Annotated in this window: 14 protein-coding genes; 2 read left to right on the top strand and 12 right to left on the bottom strand. The window is 74.2% G+C overall.

Going from position 1 to position 17,370, the window contains the following annotated elements; all coding sequences use genetic code 11:
* Positions 1-17: 17 nt before the first annotated feature.
* The 4 genes from ACFWU6_RS16905 to ACFWU6_RS16920 all read right to left on the bottom strand — a co-directional run bounded on the left by ACFWU6_RS16905 (position 18) and on the right by ACFWU6_RS16920 (position 3,804).
* Positions 18-926, bottom strand: a complete 909-nt coding sequence (locus tag ACFWU6_RS16905) for an FAD binding domain-containing protein (protein ID WP_383805769.1) — start codon at positions 924-926, stop codon at positions 18-20.
* 212 nt (positions 927-1,138) lie between these two features.
* Complete coding sequence (locus tag ACFWU6_RS16910; protein WP_383981700.1) at positions 1,139-2,776, bottom strand: beta-N-acetylhexosaminidase; 1,638 nt, start codon at positions 2,774-2,776, stop codon at positions 1,139-1,141.
* Positions 2,777-2,930: 154 nt separating this feature from the next.
* On the bottom strand, positions 2,931-3,215 hold the full coding sequence (locus tag ACFWU6_RS16915) for a DUF3039 domain-containing protein (protein ID WP_383805773.1): 285 nt from the start codon (positions 3,213-3,215) through the stop codon (positions 2,931-2,933).
* Positions 3,216-3,243: 28 nt separating this feature from the next.
* Positions 3,244-3,804, bottom strand: a complete 561-nt coding sequence (locus ACFWU6_RS16920) for a YqgE/AlgH family protein (RefSeq protein ID WP_383805775.1) — start codon at positions 3,802-3,804, stop codon at positions 3,244-3,246.
* 262 nt (positions 3,805-4,066) lie between these two features.
* Here ACFWU6_RS16920 and murA point away from each other — a divergent pair, with 262 nt between their 5' ends.
* Positions 4,067-5,413, top strand: coding sequence for a UDP-N-acetylglucosamine 1-carboxyvinyltransferase (murA, locus tag ACFWU6_RS16925; RefSeq protein ID WP_383805777.1), 1,347 nt, complete (start codon positions 4,067-4,069; stop codon positions 5,411-5,413).
* Between the two features lie 265 nt (positions 5,414-5,678).
* Here murA and ACFWU6_RS16930 read toward each other — a convergent pair whose 3' ends face one another.
* From ACFWU6_RS16930 to ACFWU6_RS16965, 8 genes are all read right to left on the bottom strand, one after another.
* Positions 5,679-5,960, bottom strand: a complete 282-nt coding sequence (locus ACFWU6_RS16930; RefSeq protein ID WP_007264399.1) for an HU family DNA-binding protein — start codon at positions 5,958-5,960, stop codon at positions 5,679-5,681.
* A gap of 398 nt (positions 5,961-6,358) precedes the next feature.
* Positions 6,359-7,762, bottom strand: coding sequence for an NAD-dependent malic enzyme (locus tag ACFWU6_RS16935; protein ID WP_383805779.1), 1,404 nt, complete (start codon positions 7,760-7,762; stop codon positions 6,359-6,361).
* 468 nt (positions 7,763-8,230) lie between these two features.
* Positions 8,231-10,537: a HelD family protein gene (locus ACFWU6_RS16940; protein WP_383805781.1), complete on the bottom strand. Its 2,307-nt coding sequence runs from the start codon at positions 10,535-10,537 to the stop codon at positions 8,231-8,233.
* Between the two features lie 168 nt (positions 10,538-10,705).
* On the bottom strand, positions 10,706-11,275 hold the full coding sequence (locus tag ACFWU6_RS16945) for a CGNR zinc finger domain-containing protein (protein WP_383981702.1): 570 nt from the start codon (positions 11,273-11,275) through the stop codon (positions 10,706-10,708).
* Positions 11,276-11,499: 224 nt separating this feature from the next.
* Complete coding sequence (locus tag ACFWU6_RS16950) at positions 11,500-12,054, bottom strand: GNAT family N-acetyltransferase (protein ID WP_383981704.1); 555 nt, start codon at positions 12,052-12,054, stop codon at positions 11,500-11,502.
* A gap of 92 nt (positions 12,055-12,146) precedes the next feature.
* Entirely contained in the window at positions 12,147-13,307 is a 1,161-nt protein-coding gene (locus tag ACFWU6_RS16955; protein WP_383805786.1) for a uroporphyrinogen-III synthase, read from the bottom strand.
* A 127-nt stretch (positions 13,308-13,434) separates the two neighbouring features.
* Complete coding sequence (locus tag ACFWU6_RS16960; protein WP_383805788.1) at positions 13,435-14,823, bottom strand: nitrate/nitrite transporter; 1,389 nt, start codon at positions 14,821-14,823, stop codon at positions 13,435-13,437.
* A gap of 54 nt (positions 14,824-14,877) precedes the next feature.
* The gene (locus tag ACFWU6_RS16965) at positions 14,878-15,882 is read right to left on the bottom strand and encodes a LysR family transcriptional regulator (protein WP_383981732.1); all 1,005 of its coding nucleotides are present in this window, start codon (positions 15,880-15,882) and stop codon (positions 14,878-14,880) included.
* 96 nt (positions 15,883-15,978) lie between these two features.
* Here ACFWU6_RS16965 and ACFWU6_RS16970 point away from each other — a divergent pair, with 96 nt between their 5' ends.
* A complete protein-coding gene (locus ACFWU6_RS16970; RefSeq protein ID WP_383981734.1) occupies positions 15,979-17,352 on the top strand; it encodes an MFS transporter in 1,374 nt (457 codons plus the stop codon).
* Positions 17,353-17,370 lie beyond the last annotated feature (18 nt).

Below are 17,370 nucleotides of genomic sequence, written 5' to 3' on the forward strand. Positions count from 1 at the left end.
CCCGTTCCCGTTCCCACTCATGAGGTCAGCGCCCTCCCCAGGGCCCTCCGTGCCAGCACGGCCACCGTCCGCCGCAGATGCAGTACTCCGGGAGCCACCGGTTCCCCCTGGTCGGGCACGCAGGCCGCGGCGACGTACTCGCCGAAGGCCTCCAGCGCCTCGGGGGCCAGGCTGCGCTCCCCGTCCCAGTCGATCAGCGAGGCCACCCACTGCTCGGCCTCCAGGGGCCGCAGCGGCATCGGGGCGACCGCCCCGATCGCACAGCGCACACCCCGGCGCGCCGGGTCCAGCACCAGCCCCACGGATGCCACCGCGCGCCCGGGACCGGTGCGCCCGGTGGCCTTCAGGAACACCTGCGGCGCGTGCAGCAGCGGCACCCGCACGAAGCCGATCAGTTCGCCGGGCCGCAGCATCTCCCGCCCGGCCAGCAGGTACGACACCGGGATCTCGCGCGATCCGCCGGGGCCGACGATGACGAGCACGGCCTCCAGCGCGGCCAGCACGGGCAGCGAGTCACCGGTGGGCGCGGCCGTGGCGATGTTCCCGCCGAGGGTGCCCGCGTTGCGGATCTGCGGGGGCCCGGCGGCGCGCGCGGCGGCCGCCAGGGCGGGGATCAGAGCGGCGAAATCCGGCCGCCCCATCCGGGCGTGGGTGAGTCCGGCGCCGAGCAGCGCGTGGCCGTCCTGGTACTGCCAGCCGCGGATCTCGTTGATCCGGCCCAGCCCCACCAGGGCGGCGGGCCGCAGCAGCCCGGCGTTGACGGCGGCCATGAGGTCGGTGCCGCCTGCGACGGGAACGGCGGCGGGCATGGCCGTGAGAGCCGCCACGGCCTCGTCGAGCGAGGCCGGCAGCGTCACGGACTGCGCCGCGTGCGCCGCCTGCGGCCCCTGAGCTGAATTCAGTGCGTGCGGTGCGTGCGTGGTCAACCCAGCTGCCCCTTCCCGATGTCCCGGTCCCGGCGCTCGCGCCTGTCCGCCGTACGGTACGTCCTCACCGCCGGGACGTGGCAACTCTGGCACATCTTCCGGGCCGCTCGGCGCGAGGGTCCGCCGGGCGGCCCCCGCTCCCGCCCACCTCGTCCGATCGCCCCTTTTCCCCCGTATCCACCGAAATCTAGGAAGAGTTCCCGTTCTCGGCATCACACGTTCGGGGGCGCGCCCTCGATCGGACGTCCGAGCAGTCCGGGCCGGCGCTGCCACGGCAGCGGGCCGCCCGGGGGCCGGTAGGCGACGCCGAGCGCGTCGAGGCGCCGGTAGTGCGCCGCCATCCGCTCCTCGAAACCGGCGAAGTCCCGGTCGGCGGGGGCGGGCTGACGGGACCAGACCACCTCGGCGAAGGCGGCCAGCCGCGGGAACACCTGGTAGTCGAGGCGGTCCTGGCTGTCCATCACCTCCGTCCAGACGTTGGCCTGCGCCCCCAGCACGTGCGCGGCCGCCTCCGGTGACAGCTGCGGCGGCACCGGCTCGAAGCGGTACACGTCCTCCAGTGTGCGGACGTACCCGATGGGCACCGGCTCGTCCGCGCCGTCCGCCTGACGGTGGTCCAGGTACACCCGCTGCTCGGGGCACATCACCACGTCGTGCCCGGCCTCGGCGGCGGCGATCCCGCCCGCGTACCCGCGCCACGAGGACACGGCCGCGCCCGGCGCCAGGCCGCCCTCCAGGATCTCGTCCCAGCCGATGAGGCGGCGTCCGCGCTCGGCGAGCCAGCCGTCGAAGTGCCGGACGAACCAGGACTGGAGCCCGTCCTCGCCGTCCACCCCCAGCTGCGCGATCCGCTCCTGCGCGGCGGCCGAGTCCCGCCACTGCCGCTTGGGGCACTCGTCCCCGCCCACGTGGACGAAGGGCGAGACCTCCGCCGGGAACAGCTCCAGCAGCTCCTCGAAGACCCCTTCGTAGAACCGCAGCACGGCCTCGGTGGGCGCGAGCACGTTCTCGCTGATCCCCCAGTCGTCCCAGACCTCCAGTACGCCCGTGTCCACGACATCGGTGTTGCCGAGCTGCGGGTAGGCGGCGATGGCCGCCTGCGAGTGCCCCGGCACGTCGATCTCGGGAACCACCCGGACGTGCCGCTCCGCCGCGTACGCGACGATCTCGCGGATGTCGTCCTGGGTGTAGAAGCCGCCGTGCGGGGTGTCGTTCCACAGGGGGGAGGCCCGGTGCCCCCGCCGGCTGCGCGCCCGCCACGCGCCGACCCCGGTGAGGCGCGGGTGGCGCTTGATCTCGATCCGCCAGCCCTGGTCGTCCGTCAGGTGCAGGTGCAGGACGTTGAGCTTGTGCGCGGCGAGGAGGTCGATGGAGCGCAGCACGCCGTCCTTGGGCAGGAAGTGGCGCGCGACGTCGAGCATCATCCCGCGCCACCCGAAGCGGGGGCCGTCGGTGATCGCGGTGTACGGCAGGCTCCAGCTCCGGCCGGGCAGCGGCGCCCTGCGGTGGGCGTCGGGCCCGAGCAGCTGGCGCAGCGTCTGGGCGCCCCAGAACAGTCCGGCCGCCGTGGCGCCGGTCAGCTCCGCGCCGTCCGCGCCGATGTCGAGCCGGTAGGACTCCGGGCCGAGTCCGCCCGCGGGATCGGCGCCGATGCGCAGCCGCAGGTCGCCCCGTACGCCCTCGCCGGCCGGCGGCAGGCTCCAGCCGGTGGCGGCTCCCAGCTCGCGGCGGAGCCAGCGGGCCACGCCCCCGGTGCCGGGGCCGGCGTCGAGGACCGGCTCGGGCCCCAGCGCGTAGCGGTGTCCGCCCTCGTGGGGAACGGCGGCCAGGGGTACGGGGATCAGGTCCATGCTCAGCCCTTCGCAGCAGCCCGTTGCGCCCTGCGCAACGGGCGTTCCGCAGGGTGGCGTGCGGCGACCATAACGCGCCCCGGGGGCACGGCAAAGGCCCCCGTGCGCGCCTCTGCGCGCCCGGGGGCCTCGGTCCTGCTCGACGGGGGCCGGACTACTTGTCCTTGCCGCCCTTGTCCTTGTCCCCGCCGGGGCCCATGGACTCGTAGATCTCCTTGCACATGGGGCAGACCGGGTACTTCTTCGGGTCCCGGCCCGGCACCCACACCTTGCCGCAGAGCGCGACGACGGGGGTCCCGTCGAGCGCGCTCGCCATGATCTTGTCCTTCTGGACGTAGTGGGCGAAGCGCTCGTGGTCGCCGTCACCGTGCGACACCTGCGGCGTCGGCTCTACGAGGGTTCCCGTGCCAGACCCGCGCTCGGGCTCAAGAGTGCTCATGGACCCAGGGTACCGACCCCCGGGCGCGTCAGTTCAGCGACGGGTCGTCCGGATAGGTGGCGACCATCGCCAGGTCGCCCCGCTGGCGGCGCAGCACCGCCCGCCAGAGGCGTTCCGGGTCGGGGGAGGACACGTCCCCGGGCTCCGACTCCACCACGTACCAGGCACCCTCGCCGACCTCGGCCTCCAGCTGCCCCGGCCCCCATCCGGAGTAGCCGGCGAAGATCCGCAGGCTCCCCAGGGCCGCGGCCAGCAGCTCCGGCGGCGCCTCCAGGTCGACCAGCCCGATGGCCCCGTGCACCCGGCGCCAGCCGAGCGGCCCCTCCTCCCCCGGGATGACCGCGATCCCCAGGGCGGAGTCCAGGCCCACCGGGCCGCCCTGGAAGACCACGCCGGGGTCGCCGGCCAGCGGCGCCCAGGGCAGCAGGACGTCGCCGACGCCCACCGGGGTCGGCCGGTTGAGGACGACGCCGAGCGAGCCCTGCTCGTCGTGGTCGAGCAGCAGCACCACGGCGCGGTCGAAATTCGGGTCCGCGAGGGCGGGGGTGGCCACGAGCAACCGCCCTGTGAGGGAGGACACCTCGGTCATGCCGCCATGATCTCGCACATTCGCCCGCCCGGGGGAGCGGACGGGCCGATCGGATCTTGCGCAGCTCAGGGCGCACGGGGGTGTCCTGGAGCGGGCGTCGGGGACAGAGGCGGAACGCGACGCTCCGCCATGGGGTGGGTACGGAGGGTGTTGTACCGAATTCATGACAGTCCTACGGCCGCGTCGGCCATACAAACAAAGGGGTGGTGGCCCTTACTCTTTTCCCTGGCCCCCTGCCCACCCCTCCCGGAACGCGAGATTCATGACCGGCACAGTCAGTGACGATGTACTGCTTGTCCACGGCGGTACCCCGCTTGAGGGCGAGATCCGTGTCCGCGGTGCGAAGAACCTCGTACCCAAGGCCATGGTCGCCGCTCTGCTCGGCAGCGAACCCAGCCGACTGCGCAACGTTCCCGACATCCGTGACGTGCGGGTCGTGCGCGGGCTGCTCCAGCTGCACGGGGTGACGGTCCGTCCCGGCGAGGAGCCGGGCGAGCTGCTGCTCGACCCCACCCACGTCGAGAGCGCGAACGTCGCCGACATCGATGCCCACGCGGGCTCGTCGCGCATCCCGATCCTCTTCTGCGGCCCCCTGCTGCACCGCCTCGGCCACGCCTTCATCCCGGGCCTGGGCGGCTGCGACATCGGCGGCCGGCCGATCGACTTCCACTTCGACGTGCTCCGCCAGTTCGGCGCGACCATCGAGAAGCGCGAGGGCGGCCAGTACCTGGAGGCGCCGCAGCGGCTGCGGGGCACCAAGATCCGCCTGCCCTACCCGTCGGTCGGCTCGACCGAGCAGGTGCTGCTGACGGCCGTCCTGGCCGAGGGCGTCACCGAGCTCAGCAACGCCGCGGTGGAGCCGGAGATCGAGGACCTCATCTGCGTCCTGCAGAAGATGGGCGCGATCATCTCCGTCGACACCGACCGGACCATCCGGATCACCGGCGTGGACCGTCTCGGCGGCTACAACCACAAGGCGCTCCCGGACCGCCTGGAGGCCGCCTCCTGGGCTTCCGCGGCCCTGGCCACCGGCGGCAACATCTACGTGCGCGGTGCCCAGCAGCGCTCGATGATGACCTTCCTGAACACCTACCGCCGCGTCGGCGGGGCGTTCGAGATCGACGACGAGGGCATCCGCTTCTGGCACCCGGGCGGTCCGCTCAAGGCCATCGCCCTGGAGACGGACGTCCACCCCGGCTTCCAGACCGACTGGCAGCAGCCGCTCGTCGTGGCCCTGACCCAGGCCTCCGGCCTCTCGATCGTCCACGAGACGGTCTACGAGTCCCGCCTCGGCTTCACCTCGGCGCTCAACCAGATGGGTGCTCACATCCAGCTGTACCGCGAGTGCCTTGGCGGTTCGGCCTGCCGCTTCGGCCAGCGCAACTTCCTGCACTCGGCGGTCGTCTCCGGCCCCACCAAGCTGCAGGGCGCCGACCTGGTCATCCCCGACCTGCGCGGCGGCTTCTCGTACCTGATCGCGGCGCTGGCGGCCGAGGGCACCTCGCGGGTCCACGGCATCGACCTGATCAACCGCGGCTACGAGAACTTCATGGAGAAGCTCGTGGAGCTCGGCGCGAAGGTCGAGCTGCCCGGCGGCGACCTCGTCTGAGCCGCACCGGCCACCAGGAGGCCCCCCGGACCCCGCAAGGGTCCGGGGGGCCTTCTCATGGCCTCTCATGGCCTCGGGCCGGCCCCCCGCGGGCGGGCCGCGCCGACGGGGAGAGCGCCGACGGGGAGCCGCCGGCGTCCGGCCCCGTGGCCCGGGCACGCCGAAGGGCGGCCGCCCCGGTGGGACGGCCGCCCTTCGACTTCTGCTCGTGCTACGTACCACTGCCGTCCCGAGGGCCTCTGCGGCCCCCGGCACAAGGGCGGTGCTACTTGCCCTTGGCGGCTTCCTTGAGCTTGGAGCCCGCGGAGACCTTCACGCTGTAGCCGGCCGGGATCTGGATGGGGTCGCCGGTCTGCGGGTTGCGCGCGGTGCGAGCGGCACGGTGGGTGCGCTCGAAGGTCAGGAAGCCGGGGATGGTGACCTTCTCGTCGCCCTTGGCGACGATCTCGCCAACGGTCTCGGCGAGCGCGGCCAGAACGGCGTCGGCGTCCTTGCGGGTCACCTCGGCGCGCTCGGACAGAGCGGCCACCAGCTCACTGCGGTTCATGTTGTACTCCCGTGTTCAACTTGCCTTAGAGGCGTGAGATCGAAGCCGATGCTGCCAGGGCCCTCGGACAGTCCCCGGACCCGGGTCTGAACGTCAGACCCTCTCGCCCGGTTACGCATCCTGCCCCCACCAGCGGCGGGAAAGCCAATCCGGCACCCGCCGGGGTCACACGAAAAGCGCCACAGTCACGCGGCGGTGACGCTCCGTCCGCCTTCGGTCGATGCGGACCGCGGACCACACGGGCATCCCCGCAACCCTAGAGGCGGCCCGCCGGGCCCGCATCCCGCGACGCGCCGGGATCGACGGGCCGTGAGGGCGGTCACAGCGGCGGCCGCACGGCCGCCGCACACCGCCCGACCCCCGCCCCGACCCCCGCCGGGCTCGCGCGGGGCCTGGCGTCACGACCCCGAGGCGGCCTTGCGCACGGCGCCCGCGACGGCGCCCGCGACCTTGTCGTTGAACACCGACGGGATGATGTAGTTCGCGTTCAGCTCGTCCTCGCCGACGACGTCCGCGAGGGCCGTCGCGGCGGCCAGCATCATCTCCGTGTTCACCGTGCGGGACTGGGCGTCCAGCAGGCCGCGGAAGACGCCCGGGAAGACCAGCACGTTGTTGATCTGGTTGGGGAAGTCGGAGCGGCCGGTGGCCACGACGGCGGCCGTCTGCCGGGCCACCGCCGGGTCGACCTCGGGGTCCGGGTTCGCGAGCGCGAACACGATCGCGCCCTGGGCCATGGCGGCCACGTCGTCCCCGGAGAGCACGTTCGGGGCCGAGACGCCGATGAAGACGTCGGCGCCGACCACGGCCTCCTTCAGCGTGCCCGTGTAGCCCTCGGGGTTGGTGTTGTCGGCGATCCAGCGCAGCGGCGAGTCGGCCGCCGCGTCGACGAGATCGGGGCGGCCCGCGTGCACCACGCCGTGGATGTCGGCGCTGACCGCGTTCTTCACTCCCGCCGCGAGCAGCAGCTTCAAGATGGCGGTACCGGCCGCGCCGGCGCCCGACATGACGACCTTCACGTCCTCAACTGCCTTGCCCACCACGCGCAGTGCGTTGGTGAGGGCGGCAAGCACCACGATCGCGGTGCCGTGCTGGTCGTCGTGGAAGACGGGGATGTCGAGGGCCTCGCGCAGCCGGGCCTCGATCTCGAAGCAGCGGGGCGCGGAGATGTCCTCCAGGTTGATCCCCGCGAAGCCCGGGGCGATCGCCTTGACGATCGCGACGATCTCGTCGGAATCCTGGGTGTCGAGGCAGATCGGCCACGCGTCGATGCCGGCGAAGCGCTTGAAGAGGGCCGCCTTGCCCTCCATGACGGGCAGCGCGGCCATCGGGCCGATGTTGCCCAGACCCAGGACGGCGGAGCCGTCCGTCACGACTGCGACGGAGTTGCGCTTGATGGTGAGGCGGCGGGCGTCCTCGGGGTTCTCGGCGATCGCCATGCACACGCGGGCCACGCCCGGGGTGTAGATCATCGAGAGGTCGTCGCGGTTGCGGATGGGGTGCTTGGACGCCATCTCGATCTTGCCGCCGAGGTGCATCAGGAAGGTGCGGTCTGAGACCTTGCCGAGGCTGACGCCCTCGATCCCCCGCAGCTTCTCGACGATCTCGTCCGCGTGCGCGGTGGAGGTCGCGGCGATGGTGACGTCGATACGGAGCTTCTCGTGACCGGAGGCGGTCACATCGAGTCCGGTGACCGAGCCGCCGGAGGACTCCACGGCGGTGGTGAGCTGGGAGACCGCGGTTCCGCTCGCGGGCACTTCCAGGCGGACCGTCATCGAATACGAGACGCTGGGCGCCGTTGCCATGGCCGTGTTCCTCTTCTGTCCCTGGTTTTCGCTGTACACACGGGGCCCGGCACACGGCGGGCGTGGCTGGACCCTGTTGTCCGATCGTCCCACCTACCAGCCGGTACAAGGTAACCAGCTACAAATTCCGGAAGAACGTTTCCACCATACGAGATAGTTGCGGGTCGGTGGAATCGTGGGTTGATACGAAACAGGTCCGCGCCCCCCACTGCGTGGGGGGCGCGGACCTGGTGGAACCACTGCTGCTGACGTCTATGACACCGACCCGCCATGCTCGCCTCGCGGCAAGTGGTCGCTCTAGGCGACGAAGGTTGGGCCCGGGGGCTTGGATCGAGTCGGTGCCGTAACCAGGCTAACAAAGGTTCGCCGGAAGTGATCCCCCCTCCCGGAAGCGGATTCCGGGACACCACGCGCACGGCTGCCGACCAACCGGACGCAGGGCGGCCGGGGGTCCCGGCCGCCCTGCGCCTACGGCACCAGCAGGGCCGGGACCCCGTCCGGGCCGGGCTCGTCCCGCTCGGCCGAGACCACCGTGAGCTGCTGGGTCGCCCGGGTCAGCGCCACGTACAGCACCCGCAGGCCCGCCGGGGACTCGTCCGCGATCTCCGCCGGGGAGACCACCACCGTGGCGTCGTACTCCAGGCCCTTGGCCTCCAGGCTGCCCAGCGCCACCGCACGCTCCCCGAGGTCCGCGAGCCAGCCCGCGGCCTCCGTGCGCCGGTCCATGGCCACGACCACGCCGACCGTGCCGTCCACCTGTTCCAGCAGGCGCCGCGTCTCCTCCCGGACCGCGCTGCCCAGGTCCCCCGCGGCGGCCGTGAAGCGCGGCTCCAGGCCCGTCGAGCGCACCGCGGTCGGCGGCTCCATACCGGGCATCGCCAGGCGCAGCACCCGGGACGCGACCTCGGCGACCTCCGCCGGGTTGCGGTAGTTCACGGTCAGGGTGAACCGGCGGCGCGGCCGCGAGCCCAGTGCCTCGTCGCGGGCCGCGGCGGCCTCCTCCGGGTCGGTCCAGGAGGACTGCGCCGGGTCGCCGACCACCGTCCAGGTGCCCATCCGGCCCCGGCGGCCGACCATCCGCCACTGCATCGGCGTCAGGTCCTGCGCCTCGTCCACGATGACGTGCGCGTACTCGGTGCGCTCCGCCGCGAGCCGCTCGGCCCGCTCCCACTGGGTCTCCTCGCGGGTCGGCATCAGCTCCTCCAGCCCGCTGAGCTGGTCCAGCGGGTCCATCTCCCGCCTGCGCCGGGGGCGGGCGGGAGCACCGACGAGCAGCTGGAGCTCGTCCAGCAGCGCCACGTCGTGCACCGACAGGGGGCCCTTGCCGTCCGGGCCGACCCGGCGCAGCGAGCGGGCCAGCTGGCGGGTCTCGCGCGGGTTGAGGTCCCGGCGCGACCAGCGTCCGAGCCTGCGCTCGTCGGCCATCGAGGCGAGGACCGCGCGCGGGGTCAGCTCGGGCCACCAGGCGTTCAGGAAGTCGATGAAGGCGTCCTCGGTGGAGACGTCCTCGTCGAAGGCGGAGCGCAGCTCGGCCGCCAGCTCCGGGTCGCTGTGCCGGCCGGAGCTGCCGGACTTCGCGTACAGCGCGTCGAGGAGCAGCTTGCGGGCGCGCGGGCGGAGCAGGTTGACGGGCGCGGTGCCGCCGAGGACGTTCTGCCGGATCCGGTTGAGCTCGGCGGACTCCAGCTCGTGGCGGCGGCCGAAGGCCACCACGCGGAGCCGGTCGGGGGCGTTGCCGAGCTCCAGTGCTCCCCGTACGGCCTTGCGCAGCACCTTGAGCATCCGGGAGGAGCCCTTGATCCGGGCCACGGACGGGTCGTCGTACGTGGTCGCCTCGGCGCCGTCGACCAGCGATCCGAGCGCGCGGATGGCGACCTGGCCCTCCTCGCCGAGGGAGGGCAGGACGCCCTCGGTGTACGCGACGAGCAGCGGCGTCGGGGAGACGATCAGGATGCCGCCGGCGTAGCGGCGCCGGTCCTGGTAGAGCAGGTAGGCGGCGCGGTGCAGGGCGACGGCGGTCTTGCCGGTGCCCGGCCCGCCCGCGACCTCGGCGACAGACGCGGCGGGCGCCCGGATCACCAGGTCCTGCTCGGCCTGGATGGAGGAGACGATGTCGCGCATGGAGTGCGTACGGGCCCGGCCGAGGGCGGCCATGAGGGCGCCGTCGCCGATGACGGGCAGCTCCCGCCCGTCGAGGGTGGCGGTGACCTCCGGGCGCATCAGGTCGTCCTCCACGCCCAGCACCTTGCGGCCCTTAGAGCGGATGACGCGCCGGCGCACGACCCGGCCGGGCTCCTTCGGCGTGGAGCGGTAGAACGGCGCCGCGGCCGGCGCCCGCCAGTCGATGACCAGCGGGGCGTAGTCGGAGTCCAGGACCCCGATGCGGCCGATGTGGAGCGTCTCGGCGATCTCGGCGGTGAGGTCGTCGCTGATCGCGTCGTCGGCCGGCTCGACGGAGGTGAAGGCGCCGTCGGGCCCGCGCTCACCGTCCTTGCCGAGCACCAGGTCGATGCGGCCGAAGAGGAAGTCCTCGAACTCGCTGTTCAACCGGTTCAGGTGGATGCCTGCCCGGAAGACCTGCGCGTCGCGCTCGGCGAGGGCGCCGGGCGTCCCCACCTGGCCGCGCTGGGCGGCGTCGTTCATCAGGAACTCGGCCTCGTGGATCTTCTCCTCTAGGCGTCGGTACACCCGGTCGAGATGCGTCTGCTCGACCGCGACCTCCCGATCGCGGACGGAATCCGCCGTGCTGTCGACAGCGGCATTCTGCGCGGCCACCAAGGCCCCCTTCTGACGTGCATGGGCGACCGTCAACCGTACGCGAATTCGCGGCCGGTCCGCATACCCGTTCCGGAACCGGTCTCGCGGGGTGATACGCCGCCCGGTGCCGCGGCCGGGAGGGCGTGCCGGGCGGCGCGACCCGGTGGACCCTTCCGGTCACAGGACCTAGGCGCCGGACGCCAGGACCCGCCGGCGGTGCCGGGCGACGCGCTCCCGGTTGCCGCACCGCTCACTGGAGCACCAGCGCCGCCGGTGGCCGCGGGAGGTGTCCAGGTAGACCCGGGTGCAGCCGTCGCCCTCGCAGACGCGCAGCAGCGCCCGGTCGCCGGGGTCGGTGAGCAGCTCGACTGCGTCCCGGGCGACGGCGGCGAGCAGCGCGCCGCATCCCACGCCGCCGCACAACTCCCTTACCAGGTGGCCCTCCTGGTCCCGTACGGCGCACAGGCCGGGGGGTGGTCCGGCGGCCAGCGCGTTGACCCGGGCGAGGGCCGGCGCCGTGTCGGCGCGGGGGGCGCCGGGGCCGTCCAGTTCCGCCCGTACGAGGGTCTCCACGTCGCCGCGCAGGTCCCGGAAGGCGGCGGCCCAGTCGGGCCCCACCCGGGCGAGCGGCGTCCGGTCGGGCACCAGCCCGGCGCCGGCGAACCACAGCCGCAGCCCGTCACCGTCCCGGAGGCCGTCACCGGGCGCGAGGGTGGCCATCAGGTCCAGGCAGACCCTGCCGGAGTCGAACCACATGCCCGTCACCACCTCGCTCGCCGGAACCCCGCCCGCCGCCGCCGCTCCCAGAGTGCCCGCAGCCCGCGCGGGGCGGAAGCCCTTGCGCGGCGCCGGGGGCGGGCGGCGACTCGGGGGCGCGCGGCGGCTCGGGGCCGGGCGGCGGCTCGGGGGCGGGCGGGTGGGCCGGGGCGGGCCGGGCCCCTCCGGATCGTGCCGGGACGCCGAACCGCCGGGCCGCCGGGTCAGGCCGCGAGCGGCGGCGGGTCCTCGTGCAGCAGCCGCTGGAAGAGGAGGTGGTCGCGCCAGGCGCCGTTGATGTGGAGGTAGCGGCGGGCGAGCCCGTACTGCTCGAAGCCCGCCTTCGCCAGCACCCGCTGCGAGGCCAGGTTGTCGACCAGGGTCCCGGCCTCGACCCGGTGCAGGCCCACCTCGTCGCGGGCGAGCCGGCAGACCTCCTCCACGCCGGCGGTGGCCAGCCCCCGGCCGTTCCACGCCTGGTCCACCCAGTAGCCGATGCGGCCGCTGCACAGCGGACCGAGCACGATGGCTCCGAGGTTGAGCGCCCCGACGGGTGCGCCGGTCGCCGCCTCGACGAAGACGTACGGGACGGTCCGGCCCTCGTCCCGCTCGGCGAGGGCGGTCTCGATGCGGGCCAGTTGCCCGGCCTCGGTGTAGAAGGCCTCGGACCGGTACGGGTCGAAGGGCGCCATGAACGCCCGGTTGCGGGTCAGGACGTCGGCGAGTCCGGCCGCGTCGCCCGGCTCCAGCGCCCGCATCTCCACTCCGTCTATGATCATCCCGGCACGCTAGCCCACGCCGGCGCACCCGGGCCACCGCTCCCGCGCCAGCGCACCCGGGCCGCACCCCGGCCGACGCTCCCGTGGCGGCGTCACTCCCCGGGTGTGGTCGCGTACTTGTGCTCTCCGCCCGCGTCCAGGGACAGCCGGTACCCCCGCTTGACCACGGTCTGGATCAGCTTCGGCGACCCCAGTGCCACCCTCAGCCGGGCCATCGCCGTCTCCACCGCGTGCTCGTCCCGGCCCGCCCCCGGCAGCGCCCGGAGCAGGTCCGCCCGGGAGACCACCCAGCCCGGACGGCGTGCCAGGGCCCGCAGCAGGGCCATCCCGGCCGGCTGCACCGGCCGCAGCTCGGCGTCCAGCAGCACCGCCTGCCCCCGTACCTCCAGGCGGTGCCCGGCGACCGGCAGCACCCGGGCCCGGCCCGGGAGCTCCTGGCAGAGCAGCTGGACCAGCGGGCCCAGCCGGAAGCGCTCCGGCTGCACCGTCTCCACCCCGAGCGCCTGGAGCGGCAGCGCCGTCACCGGCCCCACGCACGCGGACAGCACCGGGCCGCGCAGGGCCGCCAGCACGGGCTCCCGTACGCCCCGCTCCTCGGCCCGCGACAGCAGCGAGGCCGCCGCCGGCGCCGAGGTGAAGCTGACCGCGTCCACGGTGCCGGCGACCACCGCGTCCAGCAGCCGGTCCAGCGGCGCCAGGTCCTGGGGCGGCATCCACCGGTACACCGGGACGACCACGACGTCGGCCCCGCCCGCCCGCAGCGCCTCCACGAAGCCCGGCAGCGGCTCCCCGTGCAGCTGCAGCGCGATCCGCCGCCCGTCCACCCCCGCCGTCAGGAGCCGCTCCAGCACCTCGGCGAGCGACTCCGACTCGGGGGACCAGGTCTCCACGAGCCCGGCGGCGCGGATGGCGCCCTTCACCTTCGGCCCGCGCGCGAGGAGTTCGGTGCGGCGCAGCCGCTCCAGCAGCTCCTCGCCGACCCCCCACCCCTCGGCGGCCTCGATCCAGCCGCGGAAGCCGATGGCGGTGGTGGCGACCACCACGTCCGGCGCGCAACCGATCAGCTCCTTGGTGGCGGCGAGCAGTTCGCCGTCGTCGGCCAGCGGCACGATCCGCAGTGCGGGCGCGTGCAGGACGACGGCCCCGCGCCGCCGGAGCAGGGCGATCAGGTCGTCGGCCCGCCGGGCGGCCGTGACACCGACGGTGAAGCCCGAGAGGGGGCCGGGACCGGTGTGCTGCCTGTCCTCGTACATGGTGACCTGCCTTGCCCAGTGGGTCGGTGTCGCGCCGCGGGAGCGGGAACGGTAAGCCGGGGCCCCGAGCCTGCCAACACGGCGTGTCAGGCTCGGTTCCACCGTATTTCGGGGCCGTTAACCACCGTTACACCGAGGTGAGCTGCGGCTTCGCGTCCGTCCCCGGTCGCGCCCCCGGCCTGGGCCCCGCGACGGTCTCCGCGGCGGGCCGGCGAAGGTATACCGCCCACGTCACCGCGCAGCACACCGCGTAGAAGCCGAGGAAGGTCGTGAAGGCGGCCGTCCCGGACCCGGTGGCGGTGAACGCCTCCCGGAAGACCAGGTTGATGCCGAGCCCGCCGAGCGCCCCCACCGCGCCGATCAGCCCCATGGAGGCCCCCGAGAGCCGGCGCCCGTAAGCCGCCGCGTCCTCGCCGGCCATGCCCCGGGCCAGGGCCTTCGCCTGGAAGATCCCCGGGATCATCTTGTACGTGGAGCCGTTGCCGAGCCCGCTCAGCACGAACAGCGCCACGAAGCCGACGAGGAACACCGGCAGCGACTCCCGCACCGAGGCCAGGATGACGACCCCGGTGGCCGCCGCCATGGCCACGAACGTGGCCAGCGTGATCCGCGCCCCTCCGAAGCGGTCCGCGAGGGCCCCGCCCACGGGCCGGATCAGCGAGCCGAGCAGCGGCCCGACGAAGGTCAGCGAGGCGGCCTGGAGCGGGGTGCGGCCGAACTGCGTCTGGAGCACCAGCCCGAAGGCGAAGCTGTAGCCGATGAAGGACCCGAAGGTGCCGACGTACAGGAACGCCATGATCCAGGTGTGGGGTTCGCGCACGGACTCCCGGACCGCGCCGGTGTCGTTCCGTACGGGTGCCAGGTTGTCCATCCGCGCCAGGGCGAGCGCGGCCGCGACCACGATCAGCGGGATGTAGACCGCGAGCAGCAGCCGCGGGTGCCCGGCCCCGGCGGTGGCGATGACCAGCAGCGCGACGAGCTGCACCACCGGTACGCCGATGTTGCCGCCGCCCGCGTTCAGCCCCAGGGCCCAGCCCTTCTTGCGCAGCGGGAAGAAGGCGTTGATGTTCGTCATCGACGAGGCGAAGTTGCCGCCGCCCACGCCGGTCAGCGCGGCCACGAGCACGAAGGTGCCGTACGAGGTCCCGGGCTCCATCACCACCAGGGCCGCCACGGCGGGCGCCAGCAGCAGCAGGGCGCTGACGACGGTCCAGTTCCGGCCGCCGAAGCGGGCGACGGCGAAGGTGTACGGCACCCGCACGAGGGCGCCGACGAAGGTGGCGGTCGCGATGAGGAAGAACTTCCCGGCGGGGTCGATCCCGTATCCGGGGCCCATGAAGAGCACCATCACCGACCACAGCGACCAGATCGAGAAGCCGATGTGCTCGGAGAGCACGGAGTACAGGAGGTTGCGCCGGGCGATCCGCTCCCCCGACTCCTTCCAGAAGGTCTCGTCCTCGGGATCCCACCGCTCGATCCAGCGGCCCCCCTTGCGCGGTGCGGTCGTACCGGTCATCACACGCCTCCACTGCTGTCGCGTCCGTGGTGACGACCGTACGAGGGGCGCGTTTCAGCCCCGGTCCCCGCCGGATGACCGCCGGGAAACCTTGCTCTCACCCGCCCCGGCGGCCGGGTGTGAGCCGCTCGGCGTCCAGCTGCCGGGCGCCGGTACGAGCCATCCGTGCTCGGCGGCCAGCCCGGCGGCCGCGGCGCACAGGGCGTCCAGGCCGGGGTGGCCGAAGCCCTCGCGCCACACCATCGACAGCGGCGACAGCGGGACCGGCCCGGTCAGCGGCCGCTTCACGCATCCGGGCATGTCGGGGAAGTCCACGGCGACCAGCACCGGGTTGCCGGTCTTGGCCATCACCCGCCCGAACTCCTCCTTGCCCATCGCCACCGGCGCGGGCGGCGCCACCTCGATGCCCCGCCCGGCGAACAGCTCGCGGGCCAGTCCCGTCCACTCCAGGGTCCGCGGGTTGCCGGCCCCGGCGTACACCGACTCCCCGGCCAGCCCGTCCAGCGGTACGGCCCGGTGCCCGGCCAGGGGGTGCCCCTCGGGCAGCAGCACGGCGAGCGGCTCGTACCGCACGGGGCACTGCGCGAGGCCGGCCCGCAGCGCCGGGTCGAGGCCGTCCGCGTACCCGAAGGAGACGTCGAGCCGCCCGGCCGCGATCTCGGCGGCGGCATGGGTCAGACCGCTCTCGAAGCGGGCCATCAGCTCGCACTCCGGGGCGAGTTCGCGGGCCCGCTCCAGGACGGTGCGCCCGGTGCCGGGGCCGTCGGTGTTCACGTCGACGAGGAGCGCCCGGGGGGCGGTGAAGGCCGCGCCGAGCTCCTCGTGCGCGGCCAGCACCCGCCGGGCCAGGGGCAGCAGCCGCTCCCCGTCCGGTGTCAGCTGCACCTGCCGGGTGGTCCGTACGAACAGGGTCGCGCCCAGGGCCCGTTCCAGCCGCCGGACGTCCCGGCTGAGGGCCTGCTGGGCGACGTACAGGCGGGCGGCGGCGCGGGTGAAGTGCAGTTCCTCGGCGGCGGCGACGAACCCGCGCAGCAGGCGGGGGTCCACGTCTCGGGGCATCACCCCCGGAGACTAACAACGCGGGGGCGTGAATGGGTCCTGAACAGGTGTTGGACGGTGCGCCCGGTCCCGGCCGAGGCTGTGGCCATGCCCCTCATGGCCGTCACCGGCTCCACCCTCGTCCTCGCCGCCCCGCCCGCCGTCGTGCCGCCCGCCGCGCGGACCGTCCCCGCAGCCGTACCGGCCGCGGCCGCCGCGCCCGCCGCCCCCGCCCGGGCCGGTGCCGGCCGCGGGCGGGGCCGGGGTGGCGCCCTCGGGCCCGGACCGTACCGCCGGCTGTTCGCGCTGCCCGGCACCCGCGCCTTCACCGCCGGGAACCTGCTCGCCCGGCTCCCGATGGGCATGTTCGGGGTCAGCGCCGTCATGATGATCGCCGGGCAGCGCGGCTCCTACGCCCTGGCCGGCGCGGTCACCGCCACCGGCCTGGCCGCGACGGCCCTGGTGGGCCCCTGGACGGCCCGGCTGATCGACCGCCACGGCCAGGCCCGGATCGCCCTCCCGGCCACCCTGGTGGCCGTCCTGGGTTCGCTGTCCCTGGTCGCCTGCGTCCGCGCCGACGCCCCCGCGTGGACCCTCTTCGCCTCGTACGCCGCCACCGCCACCACCCCCAACACCGGCGGCATGTCCCGGGCCCGCTGGACCCACCTGCTGCGCGGCTCCCCGGCCGCGCACCACACGGCGATGTCCTTCGAACAGGCCGCCGACGAGCTGTGCTTCATGCTCGGCCCGGTCCTGGCGGCCGCCCTGTGCACCGCGGTGGTCCCCGAGGCGGGCACCCTCACCGCCGCGGCCCTGCTCCTCACCGGGATGCTGGTCTTCACCTCCCGGCGGGCCACCGAGCCGCCCGTGTCGCCGGCGCCCCGCCGGGGAGCCCGGTCCCCGCTGCGCGCCCTGGGTCCGCTGCTGCTGCCGTTCCTGGCCACGGGCATGGTCTTCGGCTCGATGGAGGTCACCTCGATCGCCCACCTCGGCGCCCTCGGCCTGGGCTCCGCCTCCGGCGCGGTGCTGGCCCTCCAGGCGGCGGGCTCCTGCGCCGCCGGCCTGGTCTACGGCACCCTGCGCCCCCGCGGTCTGCCCCTGTGCCTGTCCGTGATGGCCGTCATGATGGCCCTGCCGTGGGCCGCGGCGGCCGCCGGCTCCCTGCCCGCCCTGGCCGGCGCCCTCCTGCTGGCCGGCACCGCCACGGCCCCGACCATGGTCACCGCGATGTCCGAGGTGCACGCCCGCACCCCCGCGGGGCGCCTCAACGAGGGCATGACCCTGGCGGTCACCGCCCTCATGGCGGGCATCGCCGTCGGTTCGGCCACGGCCGGCCTGGCCGTCGACCACCTCGGCACCACGACGGCGTACCTGCTGCCCGCGGCGGCGGCCGCCCTCGCCCTGCCCGCGGCGGCGGCGGGCCGTTCCCTGCGGCGGCCGAGTGATCGTTCCCGCGTGGTACCCACCGCCGGCGCCCGCGATCGGCCATAACTGGGGTGTCTCCAGCGC

Origin of the sequence: Streptomyces sp. NPDC058674 (assembly GCF_042716505.1) — a bacterium.
In the GTDB taxonomy this organism is placed as follows: Bacteria; Actinomycetota; Actinomycetes; order Streptomycetales; family Streptomycetaceae; genus Streptomyces.